This is a genomic window from Schinkia azotoformans LMG 9581 (assembly GCF_000307855.1).
In the GTDB taxonomy this organism is placed as follows: domain Bacteria; phylum Bacillota; class Bacilli; order Bacillales; family Bacillaceae_J; genus Schinkia; species Schinkia azotoformans.
The window spans coordinates 1-15659 of sequence record NZ_AJLR01000004.1 but is presented as its reverse complement, the minus strand read 5'-3'; the positions used below and the strand labels follow the sequence as shown (position 1 = coordinate 15659).

Sequence of the window (15659 nt, the reverse complement as noted above, 5' to 3'; positions counted from 1 at the left end):
CTCCTTAAATAATCTTGGATTCTTTTAATTTAGCAATCTCTTCTTCGCTATAATTTAGTAACTCACACAAAATTTCATTGTTATGCTCACCCAAATCCGGTCCTACATTACGAACCGCTCCTGGCGTTTCAGAGAATTTCGGTACAATTCCCGGCATTTTTACCTTCCCCAGGCGTGGATGATCTACTTCTATGATATTTTCTCTTTGTTTATAATGTTCATCTTCAAATATATCCTTAATGCTGTAAATTGGGCTAATAGGAACACCATGTTCATCTAAATACTTTTGCAAATCATCACGATTAAAAGTTTTTACCCAATCCGCTACAATTCCATTTGTTAAATCAAAATTTTGTAATCGTACTGAGTTAGTATAAAATCTTTCATCCTCCAACATATCAGCTCTATTCATCGCATGTGCAAGTCTTTCAAATGTTCGGTCAGAGCTAGTCACAAGTACTATCCAGTATCCATCTTTAGTCTGGAAAGTACCAGCAGGACTGGAATGTCCACTTAACCCCGGTGAACGTTCTTTAATTGTTCCGTTTTGGTCATATTCCGCAACCAAGAACTCCATCAATCTGAAAACTGATTCATAAAGGCCTATATCAATGTACTGCCCTGTTCCTTCCTCATTTGTATCACGATAATATAATGCTGTAACAGTTGCAAAAGCTACATAAATCCCTGTAATATAATCCGTTAATGAAAAAGAAGGACTAATTGGAGGTCGGTCTTCGTATCCGTGCAAATACGTAAATCCACTATATGCTGTTGCAGGTGTACCAAATCCAGCCTTTGGGGCATTAGGACCGGTTTGCCCATATCCCGTAACACGGGTCATAATAAGATTTGGATTTTCTTTTTTTAATTGTTCGTAGCCAATACCCCATTTTTCCAACGTTCCTGGTCTGAAATTTTCAATTACTACATCTGAAGCTCTAGCTAATTTACGAAGTATTTCTTTTCCTTCTTTTGTATGCAAATCTAGAGTTAATGATTTTTTATTTCTGGCAAGACCCGGCCATCTTAACGGTTCATCACCATGAAATGGACCCATACCTCTTAAAGAATCACCCTTACCAGGCATTTCGACTTTGATCACTTCTGCACCAAAATCCCCCAATAAGGTAGCTCCAAAAGGTGCTGCAATCATTGTAGATAAGTCAAGAATCCTTACTCCAGATAAGGGACCAAAGTTTGTTTTCTTCATAATAGTAGTTCCCTCCATTATAGGATAAGAAAACACTCACAAGTTCCTGGCACAATGTTTGGGGATCAAAACATAAGAGGAGAATCTGTAAGTGTTTTCTAGTTTAATAGCTTACTTTACATTTATTAGCAAATTAAGATCTATTGCTGTACCTTTTCAGCAAAACTGTTGTTTACGACTTGATCATATGGCACATCAATACCCTCGAAGGAAATATTCATATCATATCCTTCTTTTGTAACAATTGGGCTAGTTGCAAATGCAGGATAATTATTTTCAAAAGCTATATCAAACACATTTGCCTCAATGTCTTCAAAAGACTTTTTCAAAATTTCCTTTGATCCAGCTTTATCAGTTTTAATAAAATTTTCTGCCTTGGCTATAGCGCGTGTCATCTTTTCAAATAGTTCAGGATTAGACTCCATTTTATCTTTTTTTGCTACTAATCCTGTATATAGGAATCCGTCTAATTCCTTAATATCGCCTTTAGATAAATTAATTAGCATAAAACCATCATTCATTACGCCCATATCAGCAGTTGGTGAAGAAAATGCAAAAGCATCAATTTGTTTTTGTTTAAAAGAAGGTATTACTGCTTCACTCTTACCAAGTGGAACTAATTGTACATCTTTATCCGGATTAATATTTTCCATTGAAAGTAGGTAACGGACTAATTTGTCACTTGAACTTCCAGGCGATGTTATTGCTATTTTTAGTCCCTTTAATGCATTAATTTTTTCAGAGATTGAAGAATTTTCAGTAATACCTTTTTCTTCAGCAATCTCTTTACGAATTACAACGTTCGAAGCATACTGGTTCATTAATGTAGCAAAAATTTGAACATCTTGTCCCTTTTCAGCGGCATCCATTACATTCCCTAATGTAGTACCCCCGATTTCAACACTACCACCGATAACAGCCGCCATTACCTTAGAGCCTCCACCGGCTATGATTACTTCTACATCAAGGCCCTCATCAGCGAAGAAACCTTTCTGCTCCGCAACATAGATTGGTGCAAATAAAAACCCGTGAGTAGTTTGAGCTATCGTGACTTTTTGTTTTTCTGCTGATGGTGCTGCTTGTTCTTGATCCCCTTCTTTTGCTGGCTCTGTACTACTTTGGTTAGTTTGTCCCCCGCCGCCACAAGCAGTAATGAATAACAGCATTAACCCAATTACTAAACTTAAAACAACATTTTTCTTACGCATAAACTCTTCTCCTCCTCTTTTATATAAAAAAATTTTTTATTAATTATTTGTTATTTTCCAACGTAGAAAATGTTTCTCAGCAGCACCTATTATAAAGTTAACTGTTACTCCCATTACCATAAGAATTAATACTGCGGCAAATGTTCCAGCAGTATCAAACTGCCCCGCAGAGTAGCTGATAAGGTATCCAACTCCACGGTTTGATGCTGTGATTTCTCCCACTACTGCGCCAATTAATGCATATGGTACTGACATCTTAAAACCTACAAAAACCCAATTAAGAGCAGATGGGATAGTCACCTTCATCAAAATTTGTCTCTCTGTTGCACCCATTAAACGAATGCTATCTATTAAATCACTATCAACGTTTTTTACTCCTGCATAAGTATTAAAGAATACTAGATAAAAAACAATGACTGCAGCAAACACTATTTTCATTTCAATTCCAATACCAAACCAAAGAATAAATAGTGGCGCTAATGCAACTTTCGGTAAACTATAAAGCGCCATAATGAAAGGGTCTAAAAGTTTCGCCCCAAACTCCCAGCGTCCTAAAATAAAACCTAAAATCGCTCCTGCGGATGCTCCAATGATAAAACCTATTACCATTTCCTGCGTTGTAATTCCTATGTGGAAAAATAACTCCCCTGCTAGTACCCAAGTATATAGTGTTTGGAATATATCACTAGGTTCGCTGATCCAAAATTTATCTACTATTGAACCAGAAACTAATTCCCAGATTACTAGAATTGTTACAAGCAAAGCTAAGCGCATACCCGCAAGTTTTAATTTTTCCTTTGTCCGGTTCATTTTCACATCATCGTCCAAGTTAATATGTTCTTTTGATAAATTTGACTCTTTTGTGTTAGCTACTGTTGCACTCATCCAACATTCCCCTCCTCAATAAATTCTTCTTTTAAAGCCTCCCAAAGTTTTGCATGAACATTTGCAAACTCATCTGTGAAGCGGACATTAAAAGTATCCCGTGGTCGAGGTATATTAACATCTTGAATTAACTTAATAGTTCCAGGTCTTTTACTAAAAACTGCTACCCGGTCACCAAGTGTTATCGCTTCTTCTAAATCATGTGTAACAAATATGATTGTTTTTTTGGTTTCTTTCCAAATCTGGAGTAATTTATCTTGGAGTATTAATCTTAATTGTGCATCAAGTGCTCCAAAAGGTTCATCCATCAATAATGTCTCAGGATGATAAGCAAGTATTTTCGCAAGACTTACTCTTTTGCGCATACCACCTGATAGTTCTTGAGGATAATGCTTTTCGAACCCTTTCAAACCAACCATTTCAATATATTTAGCGCTTTCTATTTCACGTTCTTTCGCACTAACACCTTTGATCTCGAGACCGATTTCTACATTTTGCTTGACTGTACGCCAAGGCAATAAGTTATCTTTCTGTGTCATATAGCCCACATTCGTATTTGTTTTTTCAACCAACTTGCCTCGATAGTAAATTTCACCACCATTAGATTTCATCAACCCAGCACACATGTTTAAAACTGTAGATTTTCCACATCCACTGGGGCCGATAACGGTAATGAATTCTCCTTCTTGAATATCCAAATTAATATTTTGAGCCGCCCAAAATGATTTTCCCTCTCTAGTAAACCGTTTTGAAACATTATTAAATTGAATCAAGTCCATTCCTCCCTACATCCTTTTTGTTTTTATTCACTATTGTCATCATGCTAATAATTGTAATCGTTTGCATTTAACCATCCACTACCCTTTAAAAGGCAATGGATCAAGTAGAAATAGGAGCTTTCTTAATCGGCTTTGTATATCCTAGATCACTTGAAATTCTGGAACTTGCTTCAAGAACTTCACTTATAAAATTTTGAACCTTCTCTTCAGTAAATCTCACAAGAGGACCAGAAATTGTAACACCTGCAATTACATTTCCCGTATAATCCCTGATTGGTGCTGATACAGAAGCTGTCCCCTCTAATCGTTCACTAAAGCTGGCTGCATACCCTTTTTCCCTTATTTCAAAAAGCTCCAGCTTTAATTTGTTCATCTCTTCTACTGTCATATTTTCTCTTTCTTCATTTAATATCTCTATTACTTTATCATTATCACAAAAAGCTAGTAGAAGCTTCCCAGATGCACCTTTTGACAAGGGAAGGAGTCTACCTATTTCTGAAACTTTCCTCAATGCTTGGTTACCATCAATGCGTTCAATACATACTCTGTGATTTCCTTGAACAATGTTTATATTTACAGTTTCTTTCGTTTTATCTGAAAGCTCTTTCATAATTGGCTTTGCAATATCGATTAATTCTAATGAACTTTGAACAACATTTCCAAGATCTAATAATCTAAGACCGAGTTTATATTCATATGTAGAATGAATTTTTTCAACCATTCCCTTTGATTCTAAAGAAGCTAGCAATCGAAAAATTGTAGATTTTGTTAACCCCGTCTTCTGACTGATTTCAGGTACTGTTAGAACTGGTTCATTTACTGTAAAGCAGGTTAAAATATCGATTGCCCTTTCAACTGAACGAACAGTTTCACTCATATATATCCCTCCTCTATTATAAAATTTAGTTTATGGTATTTTTCTAAAGAAATCCACATAGTGGAATAGAAATTTAATAATTTATTTATTTGTTTCGCTTGGTGGATTTATAATCCGTCTGGCGATTTGTTGTTTTCATGTTAAAACAATCCAACAAGGTTGTCAACAAAAAATTCTAAAAATTTAAATAGGTTATGTCAATATTTTATAAGATTTTTCATAAAACGCGACCTAAAACAGCGCTTATCCTTATCTATTTGCTTTAAACATGAATTTTTCATTTAAATTCATGTTCTAAATTTTCTAAATAATCATTGACAGGTTTCTTTTTTGTACCGTAGAATGAATTTAAAATCCACCATACGGATTACAGTTTTTATTTAAGGAGGTTTTAATATGGGTCAAACAATGATCGAAAAGATTATTTCTTCTCACGCGGGTAAAGATATATCTCAAAATCAAATCGCTATCGTTGATGTTGATATGGTTATGGCATCAGACACCACAGCACCCTTAACAATAAAAAGTTTTAAAGAAATGGGGGGAATTAATGTTTGGGATTGTTCGAAAGTAGTATTTGTGATCGATCACGCGGCACCTGCTCCTAATGAACGTATTGCGAATCTTCATTCATTAATGAGAGACTTTGCAAAAAAACAAAGTATTATTCTTTATGATGCTGGTGATGGCATTTGTCACCAATTGATGGTTGAAAATCAACATGTTAAGCCTGGACAATTGGTACTTGGGGCTGATTCACATACATGTACGTATGGGGCATTAGGAGCTTTTGCAACCGGTGTAGGATCTACTGATTTAGCAGCCGTACTATTAACAGGGAAAACTTGGATTAAGGTTCCCGAAACAATAAAGATACAATTAAATGGAACGTTACAACCTGGTGTCTCTGCCAAAGATTTAATTTTATTTATAGTAGGCCATTTAGGAATCGATGGTGCTACATATAAAGCTATCGAATTTACAGGTGAAGCAATTAAGGAATTAAGTTTGGACAGTCGTTTAACAATAGCTAATATGGCAATCGAAATGGGGGCAAAAGCAGGTTTTGTAGATACAAATGGTCTAAAACTACCTTATGATTTTGAAAATATTAAGGCCGATGATGATGCAATCTACGATTCTGTGCATGTATTTGATGTTTCTCAACTAGAACCTCAAGTAGCTATCCCTCATTCACCTGATAATGTAAAACCAATTACTGAAGTAGAAGGAGTTGCCATCAATCAAGCTTTTTTAGGAAGTTGTACAAATGGTAGATTAGAAGACTTACATGAAGCCGCTAAAATATTAAAGGGTAAAAAGATTCATCCTAATGTACGTATGATCATTGCTGCGGCTTCAATGGATGTCCATATTAAGGCTGTTCAAGACGGAACAGCCGAAACATTAATGCGTTCAGGAGCGACCTTCCTTCCATCCGGCTGTGGCCCTTGCGTAGGAACACACCTCGGTGTGCCTGGTAATGAAGAAGGCATTATTTCTTCAACTAACCGAAATTTCAGAGGACGAATGGGAAATCGAAATTCAAATGTATACCTAGCTTCCCCAGCAACGGTTGCTGCGTCGGCACTATATGGAAAAATAACAAATCCAAAATTACTATTGGAGGGGGCTATAAAATAATGATTTTTACTGGAACATCACATGTTTATGGAAACGATATTGATACTGACAGAATAATACCAGGAAAATATACCAAAACATTAAATATGCAAGAATTAGCGGATCATGTTTTTGAAGATTTAGACCCTGATTTTCGTTCAAAACTCGTACCTGGCGATATTTTAGTTGCAGGAACTAACTTTGGATGCGGTTCATCAAGAGAACAGGCACCTTTAGCATTAAAGAATGCAGGTGTATCAGTTGTTATAGCACGGTCATTTGCCCGAATTTTTTTTCGTAATGCTATCAATATCGGTTTACCGATTCTAGAAATTAAGGATCACACTATTAATGATAAAGATAAGTTGGAAGTTAATTTAAGCACTGGTGAAGTGAAGAACCTAACTACTGAAGAAACACATAAAGGAACTGAAATGCCATCAGTTATGATTGATATTATTAATGATGGCGGGCTAGTACAGTATTTTAAGAAGAGAGGAACATATCAATTATCTTAAAAAATACCTTTTGTAAAAAGTGGTGTTAAGATGAAAGTCTTTAAAGTAGTTTGTATCTGTACTATTTATGTTTTGATGATTATGGGGACACGTCCAACTGTCTCCTTATTTGCTCATGAGTTAGGAGCATCGATTAATCATATTGGTTTAATTACTAGTCTATTTTCTATAATTCCTTTACTTTTTGCGATTCCACTTGGTAAAAAAATCGATCATCTAAACTCTAAGATTACTTTATTATTGGGTGGATATTTAGGAGTTTTGGGTATAGTATTACCTGGTTTCTTTCCGAACTTTTTGGGTTTATACTTATCACAGCTTATTGCTGGGTCAGCACAGACCGTTTTAATTTTATCTGCACAGGACTATATTGGAAGAATTTCAACGAAGAAAAATAGAAATCAGTATGTATCATGGTTTAGTTTTGGAGTAGCGGTAGGAACATTGGCCGGGCCTCTTTTTAGCGGAATTATCGCCGATCTTTTTAGTTTCCAGATAACCTTTTTAATTTTAGCGGGTATTGGATTCATCAGTTGTATAATTATACATCTTGTCCCTAATGAATATCCTATTAAAAGTAAAAAAAGCCCTATCCCTACATCAAAAACTAAATCAACTTTTGTTGATTTACTAAAGATACCAAGTTTAAGATTAGCATTATTATTTAGTGCCCTGATTTTGTTTGCAAAAGACATTTATTTAACTTTCTTCCCACTACTTGGTTTACAATTCGGTTATAGCAATTCTACCATCGGGTTATTATTGGCGATAAACGGAATTGCCAGTGTAATTATTAGGTTTTATCTAGCTCCAATTACAAATCGATTCGGTACGTTTAATGTTTTTATCGGCTCCATGATCATTAGTTGTGTAGCGTATATTGCACTACCATTCTTTCCGCAAATTGTTATTGCCTGTATAATAGCCTTTATACTTGGAATTGGATTAGGCATTGGACAACCATTATCCATTTCTTTAACGATTGATAATGCAATAAATGGCCGTGTGGCTGAAGCTTTAGGTATTCGCCTTACTGTAAATCGTTTGACTCAAGTTATTACACCAGCCATATTTGGCATACTGGCTAATCTCATTGGACTGATTTATATTTTTTTAGTAAGCTCTACAGTTATTGCACTTGGTACTGGCATAGCAGGTCATAATAAGAATAATCGAAAGACAGACGTTATGGAAGATAGCCGGGTTAAATCTATTTAAAATAAAAATACATTCTTTTCATACAAAAGACAGGCGCAAATTTGGCCTGTCTTATAGTTTTAATCCTAGAGCAGTTGTACTATTTTCATTTACTTAAACACAGATCTCTTACTTTCGATAAAAAAATAAAGTTCAAATAAATTTTATTTGAACTTAGATAATTTAAATAATATCCTATTTAATAGCTTTTCGATTTTGAAAAGCTATTAATGTATTTATTCTGTGATTACGAACAACTTCTTCAATCTCATGTAATGGTGCATTATCTTTAATAAGGTTCAAAATAGTATCATGTTCTTCAATAGATTGGCGTGCCCGCTGTGGAACAATTGTAAAAATCGAGCGGCGCAAACGGTCGAGCCGTTGTTGAGCTTGTCCAATCTGATCAATCAAAAAGGTATTTCCACACTTTTCAAAGATAATCGCATGAAACTTCCGATTATAATGACTGATCGTTTCAAACTCAAAATTATTCAGTGCCTCAGCCATTAGTTTATTAAGCTGTTGTAGTTCCTCTAGATTTTGGACAGTTATATGTCTAGCACTTAAAGACGTCGCATATCCTTCTAAAATGGCAATAACGGAAAGCACTTCAACATATTCTGTTTCATTGATTACGCTTACGATGGCTCCACTATATGGTTTATATTGGATTAAACCATCGGACTCCAGGTTGCGAATGGCTTCCCGAATTGGAATTGTACTAGTTCCAAGCTCTTTAGCCAATTGGTCGATGACAATTCGTTGACCAGGAACATAGACGCCGTCCAGAATCTTTGATCGTAAAAACTCGTACGCATATTGTGTTTTACTCATGGCAGGATTGGGATTTAGGTTTTGGTTTGTGTTTTGATTATTTTCCATGGCTTTACCATATAACAAATCGTATATGATATCAAGTGTTTTTTTATCCTTTTTTAAATTTTTTACTCTACATTTCTACTACTTAAAACGCTTATGAATATTATTATGTTTATATGTGCCTGATTCGCTAAACTCCACTAGTTCCATCGATAGGGCCAAATATCGTTTCGAAAAAAGTTCAGTAAAATGACCCTTTATCACCTCAAAAAGTTCATCACATATTGCTTTTTTGTCTTCCTCACTGCGGCCTGCTCCAATTTTAAGCATTACATGAACAAATGCATCATCTTCCTTGCCGTCGGCAACACGATAATCTTGGAGTTCAATCGCTCTTGAACGTAATCCCCCAATCGGAAATAAAGGGCTTTTTGAAATAATAACTTCATGAATTCTTTCTAGTAAAACAGGAATATTAGCATCAGCTTTAATATTATTTGTATATTCGATGATTATATGAGGCATATTGTTCTCTCCTTTTATCTATTTATGTACTATTTCACCTTACTAAACAAGCGGTAATTTCCAGCCTATCCCTGGAAAATTACCGCTGTAAATAAAATTTGGCGCTTTATAATCCAGCTCCAGCGCTTTTTGTTACCTACCAACAATTGTATTGACTAGTCGGCCGATATTATCGATTTCAGTAACGACTTCATCTCCGACTTCAACGTTTACTACACCTACAGGAGTTCCAGTTAAAATTATGTCACCTTTGTCTAGAGTCATAAAGCTGCTTAAATACTCAATTAGGGTTGGAATACTAAAGATCATATCTTTTGTATTTCCTTCTTGCGTTATTTTACCGTTTACATATGTTCTAAAAGATAAATTCATCGGATCTACAATATCTTTGGCATCAACAAGCCAAGGTCCAAGCGGTGTGCATGTATCTCGATTTTTCACTCGTAGATTAGGACGGTAATAGTTTTCTAAATAATCACGTATAGCATAATCATTGGCAACAGTATAACCAGCCACATAATTATAGGCATCTTCTTGTTTTACATTCCTAGCTTGTTTTCCAATGACAACAGCTAATTCACATTCATAATGCATATTAGCTACTTCAGAAGGACGGAATGTTTGTCCTAAATGTCCAATAAAAGTATTAGGACCTTTTAAAAATACAAGCGGCTCTGTAGGAGCTTTAAAAGCCAATTCTGCAGCATGATCCGCGTAGTTTAAACCTAAAGCGAATACTGTACGCGGTTCTACAGGAGGGAGCCATACTACTTCTTGCTCCTCAACAATGCGGCCATCATCAAGTTTCAAACGGCCTTCTATTTCAACAGCTTCATGGATTGCACCAGAAAAAGCTACACGTGCTTTTTTCATCTTTTTGCACCCCCAACTTGTAGTTCATTTTCGTGAACAATCGTATTTTCCAATATACCTACCCCGGAAATTTCGATTCGTACATGATCTCCAGCCTTCGCTAATGGCGCATTCTCAGGAACACCAACCAATAGCATGTCACCTTCATTCAGTGTCATATAATCTGTCACATCTGCCATTAATTGAGAAACAGAGCGGATTAAGTTAGCTGTAGTATTTTCTTGACGTAATTCATTATTTATGAATACACGTACAGTTAATGCATCCGGATTTTCTACCGCCTTTCGGTCAATTACCCAAGGGCCTACCGGGCAGAACCCATCACGGCACTTTTGACTAATAGCTGGACGATATACGCTCGCATGTGGGACACTTACATCATTTACTACTGTGTATCCGGCAATATAATCAAGGGCTTCAGCTTTCGCAACTCTTGTTGCTTTCCTTCCTATTACTAATCCAAGGGCTGCACCAACCTCTAATTGGTCTATACCAGCAGGCATTGGAATGGATGCGCCATACCCGATTACAGTATTAACCGGTTTAATATAAAGAATTGGTGCCTTTGGCGGGGCTTTATATGGGTCTTCATTTACAGCCTCTCCCAACGCTTCCATCGCACCTTTATAATTTAACAACGTACCATAAATCGTACCCGATACCGGTGCATCCAAGTTCAACTCTTGTAAACTTACATTTTTTCCTTTTACTTCAATTATTTGATTCTTATAATCTATGTTCACTGTTTCTTCTTGTAAAATCCCACTGAATTTCACTTTTCCAGTACTCAATACGTTCACCTCTTTTTATTCATCAGCTATTAATTTCTATTAAATACGACTAATTTCATTTCAGTCATTTCTTCAACCGCATATTTAATTCCCTCACGTCCTACTCCACTTTCCTTAACGCCACCATATGGCATGTTATCAACACGGAAGGTAGGGATGTCATTGATCATAACCCCTCCAACATGGAGCTTCTCAGCAGCATCAAGTGCAGTGTGAACGTTATCGGTATAAATACCTGCTTGTAGACCGTAGCGTGAATCATTTACAAGTTCAATTGCTTCAGCTACTGAGCTTACTTTATTGATATTAACGATTGGAGCAAACACTTCTTGGCATGAAACCTTTAGTGATTTATCGGCATGTAATACGACAGTTGGAAGAAGTACATTCCCTTCTGCAATACCACCTGTCGCGATTTCTGCACCGTTCTGTTTTGCTTCTTCAATCCACTCTAATGTACGTCCTACATCACCCTTAGAAATTAAGGCAGATACATCTGTTTGCGGATCAAGCGGATCTCCTACTTTTAAGTTCTTAGTTGCTGCAACAAATTTTTCTACAAATGCATCATACACATTCTCATGTACGTAGATTCGTTGTAACGAGATACATACTTGGCCTTGGTTTGAAAAAGCACCTACTACAGTTCTATTAATAACTTTATCTAGATCAACACCATTATCAATAATCAAGGCAGCGTTAGAGCCAAGTTCAAGAGTTACACGCTTTAAGCCTGCTTTATTACGAATGCCGATTCCAACAGCAGGGCTTCCAGTAAAGGTAATGACTTTTACACGATCATCTGTTACTAATTTATCTCCTACCACACGACCGCTTCCGGTTACAACGTTCAATGCTCCCGCAGGTAATCCAGCTTCTTCAAGCAACTCCGCTAAAAAGTAGGAAGAAAGCGGTGTTTGTGAAGCCGGTTTTAAAACAATTGGATTTCCAGTCGCAATCGCAGGACCAACTTTATGTGCAACTAAGTTCATAGGGAAATTAAAAGGAGTAATCGCTCCAACTACGCCTAATGGTTCACGGACAGTGTAGGCAATACGATTTTCTCCACCAGGTGCAGCGTCCAATGGAATCGTCTCGCCATGTATTCTCTTTGCTTCTTCAGCAGCAAATTTATAGGTAGCGATTGTACGACTTACTTCTTGTTTTGCTGTTGTAATCGGTTTCGCTGCTTCAAGAGCAATAATCTTCGCAGCTTCATCAGCACGCTCTTCGAACAGGCTAACTAATTTTTCTAAAATAGCTGCACGCTTATGAGCAGGCATTTTTGCCATTATTTCTCTAGCATTATAAGCTGCTTCAATCGCATCATTTACTTCTTTTTCAGTTGCGGAAGGAATTTCTGCCAAAACTTCCTCAGAGTATGGAGATGTCAAAGTAGTGTAGGAACTTGCTTCAATCCATTCGCCGTTAATAAACAACTTTTTCTTAAGGACCATTTTTTACCTCTCCTTTTAAATTATTGTAAAAAAATTGATATCGTTTATCTAAATCATATAGTAAATCATATACCAAATCGTATATGATTTCAAGTAATATTATTATAGATTAGTATAAGAATCTTACTCCCCAAGACTTACCTGTACTTGAATTTCGGTAAGAAAGGCTTCCTCATCATTAGAAAGGAATTGGTCAATAATCGCCCGCTCGATAAACTCTCCTTTGATCTCATAATTGTTTTCTTTAATGAAATTCAAGAGAACTTTATAATAGGAAGAAGCTTCACTCCGAACTCCTCGATAAAAAATTGAAACGTAATGGCCCTCAGGAAAAACATTACTCATTTTTTGTAACAGATCCTGCTCTTCTACATCTTCTAATAAAAGAAATATGGAGTTGTATTCTTTAAAATCATAATGTTTAACTTGAGAGATCGTCCGTGTAAAACCAACCTTCCCTAGAAAAATAGGGGAAAGTACTCCAAATTCGTTTTTCAATTTTCTGAGAGCCAACTCCAGTTCATGGATGCTGCCAATTTTCTCTTGTAATTGAACGACGGTTCTCTCAGGGATTTTTAGTACTGTTGGTGCACCTATATTTGTTACTTTTAGACTTGCATCTATTTCTTTGATTCTTCCTTCAAGTCGCTTTTTGATTCGAGTTAATTCATTTATTTTAGTTTCAACAGTTTCATGATGTTTTTTTAATGACTCTTGAAGTTCAATAATATTCCGGCTTTGGAGCTGCTGTTTAATCTCTTTCAAAGGAACTCCTAATGTTTTTAAATAATGTATAATATCAAGTTGTTTAAATTGTTCGGAGGAATAGTAGCGATAGCCAGTTTCTTCATTTATATAGATAGGTTTAAATAAGTCAATTTCGTCGTAATATCTTAATGTTTTTACAGGTATATTATGTAGTTTTGATAATTGCCCAATTGAAAACTTATTCCTCATTTACAACACCTACTATTTAAGTAGTAACCAAGCGGTTCTGTTATTATTGTAATACATTTCGAGCATTTCTATGATATTAAAAAACTCCCACCCGATTGGATAGGAGTTCATTTGGAATTAATTTTGATTTTCTGCTTTTTCTAATCTTTTCACAGTTTCAACAGGAAGCAATTGGCCAGTTAAAATATCTTCAACTTGAACTGCCTCATTTCTCCAGCTTTCTGGCGGCAAAGCACCCCAGAATGTGGCACGTTGTGGATCATCAAGATGCCACTTTATTGGTTCAAAGTCAGGGTCGTTTGTGAAATAGTCACCCGTATATAATTCAATTCTGTTTCCATCATGGTCACGTACATACACGAAGAATGCATTAGAAGTCCCGTGACGACCAGGAGAGCGCTCAATATGTGCATAATAACCTAATGATGCGAGATGGTCACAAGCATCTAATATTGATTTTGCATCATCCATCCAGAAACCAGTATGGTGATATCTTGGACCTTTTTCACTAATTAATGCTAAATCGTGAACACTTGGTTTACGGTGCATCCACGCAGCCCAAATATGCTCATCTTCTTCGTAACCGTTTACAGTAAACTCCGAAGTTCTAAAACCTAAATGTTTGCTGTACCAATCATACAGTTCATCAATATTTGTAATTAAACAATTCGCATGGTCGATCCGCTTTATTTTAGAATTACCTTGTAAGTGGTATTTTTGCAGCATTCTTTCTGCTTTATCCATTTCAAAGAAGAACTCAACCGGCATGCCACCTGGATCTTGGATTCTTAATGCGCGTCCTTGACCTTTCTCTTCGCCTGCACCAATCCAGATTTTTTTCATACCTAACTCCGTAAACAATTCATCTAGTACATCTAAATCCTCGTCACTACCTACACGATAAGCAATATGCTTCAAGCTTGCTTGGTTTCCTTTAGTAAGAACTAAACAATGATGGTTCGCATCTTCAATAGCCCTTAAATAAATATGTTCAGCATCCGACTCCGTTTCAATAAAACCTAATCCTTTACAATAAAATTCACGTGCACGATCCAAATCTGTTACTGTAAGTTCTGCGTGATGAAAACGAACGATATCAACTGTTTTCTTTGCCATTTACTTATCTCCCCTTTTTCTTTTCCTAAATTTAATAACTTAATAAAGTTTAAAATTAATTAATTTATTTATGTCTTTACTATAAAGTATCCGGTTACTGGAGAGTCAATGGTTTTTTAAAGTTTTTTCAGAACTTTCAGCCTCTTTGTGTAATCGCATTCAATTCATGTTGATATCGTATATGATTTCATATATAATTTTTAGTAACTCCTATATATTTGTAATAAAAGCGTACTAGATTGAAGTATGATGTATAGAACAAAAATAAATATATACGGAGGTACTAAAATGGATGATCGTCTGTTTAGAAATGCAATGGGCAAATTTGCAACAGGTGTTACAGTTATCACAACAGAAGCTGATGATGTAGTACATGGTATGACAGCTAACGCATTTATGTCCGTATCATTGGATCCGAAATTAGTTGTGATTTCAATTAGCCATAAAGCTAGGATGTTGGAAAAAATAACAACCTCCAAGCGGTTTGTCGTTAATATTTTATCTGATGAGCAAAAAGACTTATCGATGCATTTTGCCGGTCAAGTTAGAGAAGATCTTATAGTAAACTTTGAAACTATTAACAACATGCCCACAATTAAAGATTCATTAGCAAATATTGTTTGTAATGTAAAAACTTCATATATTGAGGGTGACCATACATTATTTATTGGTGAAGTTACGGATCTTGTAATAAATGATGGTGAGCCTCTAACGTATTTCGAAGGAAAATATGGAAAAGTTGTAAACGGTTAAGTTTATTCAGCAAAAATCGGCTGAATAAACTTAACGCCTCCGGCAGATGCCTCAGATTTTTAAAG

General features: G+C 35.9%; 16 protein-coding genes. 4 read left to right on the top strand and 12 right to left on the bottom strand.

What is annotated here, in order from left to right:
• Nucleotides 1–4: 4 nt before the first annotated feature.
• The 5 genes from BAZO_RS00095 to BAZO_RS00075 all read right to left on the bottom strand — a co-directional run bounded on the left by BAZO_RS00095 (nucleotide 5) and on the right by BAZO_RS00075 (nucleotide 4962).
• Nucleotides 5–1213, bottom strand: a complete 1209-nt coding sequence (locus BAZO_RS00095) for a CaiB/BaiF CoA transferase family protein (protein ID WP_003329174.1) — start codon at nucleotides 1211–1213, stop codon at nucleotides 5–7.
• A gap of 140 nt (nucleotides 1214–1353) precedes the next feature.
• Nucleotides 1354–2421, bottom strand: a complete 1068-nt coding sequence (locus BAZO_RS00090) for an ABC transporter substrate-binding protein (RefSeq protein WP_003329173.1) — start codon at nucleotides 2419–2421, stop codon at nucleotides 1354–1356.
• A 39-nt stretch (nucleotides 2422–2460) separates the two neighbouring features.
• On the bottom strand, nucleotides 2461–3306 hold the full coding sequence (locus BAZO_RS00085; RefSeq protein WP_003329172.1) for an ABC transporter permease: 846 nt from the start codon (nucleotides 3304–3306) through the stop codon (nucleotides 2461–2463).
• Entirely contained in the window at nucleotides 3303–4085 is a 783-nt protein-coding gene (locus BAZO_RS00080) for an ABC transporter ATP-binding protein (protein WP_407697182.1), read from the bottom strand. Before BAZO_RS00080 ends, BAZO_RS00085 begins: the two co-directional genes overlap by 4 nt.
• Nucleotides 4086–4185: 100 nt before the next feature.
• Entirely contained in the window at nucleotides 4186–4962 is a 777-nt protein-coding gene (locus BAZO_RS00075) for an IclR family transcriptional regulator (protein WP_003329170.1), read from the bottom strand.
• 396 nt (nucleotides 4963–5358) lie between these two features.
• Here BAZO_RS00075 and BAZO_RS00070 point away from each other — a divergent pair, with 396 nt between their 5' ends.
• Genes BAZO_RS00070 through BAZO_RS00060 form a run of 3 tightly spaced genes read left to right on the top strand, consistent with a single transcriptional unit; the run spans nucleotide 5359 to nucleotide 8321 of the window.
• Nucleotides 5359–6606 carry a 3-isopropylmalate dehydratase large subunit gene (locus tag BAZO_RS00070; RefSeq protein ID WP_003329168.1) on the top strand — a complete coding sequence of 416 codons (1248 nt, stop codon included), beginning with the start codon at nucleotides 5359–5361 and terminating at the stop codon, nucleotides 6604–6606.
• Nucleotides 6606–7103 (top strand): 3-isopropylmalate dehydratase small subunit, encoded by a 498-nt coding sequence (locus BAZO_RS00065; RefSeq protein WP_003329167.1) that lies wholly within the window; start codon nucleotides 6606–6608, stop codon nucleotides 7101–7103. The genes BAZO_RS00070 and BAZO_RS00065 overlap by 1 nt, the downstream gene beginning before the upstream one ends.
• Before the next feature lie 30 nt (nucleotides 7104–7133).
• On the top strand, nucleotides 7134–8321 hold the full coding sequence (locus tag BAZO_RS00060) for an MFS transporter (RefSeq protein ID WP_003329166.1): 1188 nt from the start codon (nucleotides 7134–7136) through the stop codon (nucleotides 8319–8321).
• A gap of 174 nt (nucleotides 8322–8495) precedes the next feature.
• On the opposite strand, the gene BAZO_RS00055 is transcribed toward BAZO_RS00060, so the two are convergent.
• The 7 genes from BAZO_RS00055 to hpaD form a co-directional block, all read right to left on the bottom strand.
• On the bottom strand, nucleotides 8496–9185 hold the full coding sequence (locus BAZO_RS00055) for a GntR family transcriptional regulator (protein WP_003329165.1): 690 nt from the start codon (nucleotides 9183–9185) through the stop codon (nucleotides 8496–8498).
• A 78-nt stretch (nucleotides 9186–9263) separates the two neighbouring features.
• The gene (locus tag BAZO_RS00050; protein WP_003329164.1) at nucleotides 9264–9647 is read right to left on the bottom strand and encodes a 5-carboxymethyl-2-hydroxymuconate Delta-isomerase; all 384 of its coding nucleotides are present in this window, start codon (nucleotides 9645–9647) and stop codon (nucleotides 9264–9266) included.
• A gap of 132 nt (nucleotides 9648–9779) precedes the next feature.
• Nucleotides 9780–10520, bottom strand: coding sequence for a fumarylacetoacetate hydrolase family protein (locus BAZO_RS00045; RefSeq protein ID WP_003329163.1), 741 nt, complete (start codon nucleotides 10518–10520; stop codon nucleotides 9780–9782).
• Nucleotides 10517–11311, bottom strand: coding sequence for a fumarylacetoacetate hydrolase family protein (locus BAZO_RS00040; RefSeq protein WP_003329162.1), 795 nt, complete (start codon nucleotides 11309–11311; stop codon nucleotides 10517–10519). The genes BAZO_RS00045 and BAZO_RS00040 overlap by 4 nt, the downstream gene beginning before the upstream one ends.
• 29 nt (nucleotides 11312–11340) lie before the next feature.
• Nucleotides 11341–12768: an aldehyde dehydrogenase family protein gene (locus BAZO_RS00035; RefSeq protein WP_003329161.1), complete on the bottom strand. Its 1428-nt coding sequence runs from the start codon at nucleotides 12766–12768 to the stop codon at nucleotides 11341–11343.
• 123 nt (nucleotides 12769–12891) lie between these two features.
• Nucleotides 12892–13725 (bottom strand): MerR family transcriptional regulator, encoded by an 834-nt coding sequence (locus tag BAZO_RS00030; protein ID WP_003329160.1) that lies wholly within the window; start codon nucleotides 13723–13725, stop codon nucleotides 12892–12894.
• Nucleotides 13726–13842: 117 nt separating this feature from the next.
• Nucleotides 13843–14841, bottom strand: a complete 999-nt coding sequence (gene hpaD, locus BAZO_RS00025) for a 3,4-dihydroxyphenylacetate 2,3-dioxygenase (RefSeq protein ID WP_003329159.1) — start codon at nucleotides 14839–14841, stop codon at nucleotides 13843–13845.
• Nucleotides 14842–15129: 288 nt separating this feature from the next.
• On the opposite strand from hpaD, the gene BAZO_RS00020 reads away from it, so the two are divergent.
• Nucleotides 15130–15594, top strand: a complete 465-nt coding sequence (locus BAZO_RS00020; RefSeq protein ID WP_003329157.1) for a flavin reductase family protein — start codon at nucleotides 15130–15132, stop codon at nucleotides 15592–15594.
• The last annotated feature ends 65 nt before the right edge of the window (nucleotides 15595–15659 follow it).

Bases quoted from the DNA above. Each gene is read 5' to 3' on its own strand.
- BAZO_RS00080 (WP_407697182.1), bottom strand. From the start codon at position 4,085: ATGGACTTGATTCAATTTAATAATGTTTCAAAACGGTTTACTAGAGAG.
- BAZO_RS00090 (WP_003329173.1), bottom strand. From the start codon at position 2,421: ATGCGTAAGAAAAATGTTGTTTTAAGTTTAGTAATTGGGTTAATGCTG.
- BAZO_RS00020 (WP_003329157.1), top strand. From the start codon at position 15,130: ATGGATGATCGTCTGTTTAGAAATGCAATGGGCAAATTTGCAACAGGT.
- BAZO_RS00060 (WP_003329166.1), top strand. From the start codon at position 7,134: ATGAAAGTCTTTAAAGTAGTTTGTATCTGTACTATTTATGTTTTGATG.
- BAZO_RS00065 (WP_003329167.1), top strand. From the start codon at position 6,606: ATGATTTTTACTGGAACATCACATGTTTATGGAAACGATATTGATACT.
- BAZO_RS00045 (WP_003329163.1), bottom strand. From the start codon at position 10,520: ATGAAAAAAGCACGTGTAGCTTTTTCTGGTGCAATCCATGAAGCTGTT.
- BAZO_RS00030 (WP_003329160.1), bottom strand. From the start codon at position 13,725: ATGAGGAATAAGTTTTCAATTGGGCAATTATCAAAACTACATAATATA.
- BAZO_RS00085 (WP_003329172.1), bottom strand. From the start codon at position 3,306: ATGAGTGCAACAGTAGCTAACACAAAAGAGTCAAATTTATCAAAAGAA.
- BAZO_RS00035 (WP_003329161.1), bottom strand. From the start codon at position 12,768: ATGGTCCTTAAGAAAAAGTTGTTTATTAACGGCGAATGGATTGAAGCA.
- BAZO_RS00095 (WP_003329174.1), bottom strand. From the start codon at position 1,213: ATGAAGAAAACAAACTTTGGTCCCTTATCTGGAGTAAGGATTCTTGAC.
- BAZO_RS00055 (WP_003329165.1), bottom strand. From the start codon at position 9,185: ATGGAAAATAATCAAAACACAAACCAAAACCTAAATCCCAATCCTGCC.
- BAZO_RS00070 (WP_003329168.1), top strand. From the start codon at position 5,359: ATGGGTCAAACAATGATCGAAAAGATTATTTCTTCTCACGCGGGTAAA.
- BAZO_RS00075 (WP_003329170.1), bottom strand. From the start codon at position 4,962: ATGAGTGAAACTGTTCGTTCAGTTGAAAGGGCAATCGATATTTTAACC.
- hpaD (WP_003329159.1), bottom strand. From the start codon at position 14,841: ATGGCAAAGAAAACAGTTGATATCGTTCGTTTTCATCACGCAGAACTT.
- BAZO_RS00050 (WP_003329164.1), bottom strand. From the start codon at position 9,647: ATGCCTCATATAATCATCGAATATACAAATAATATTAAAGCTGATGCT.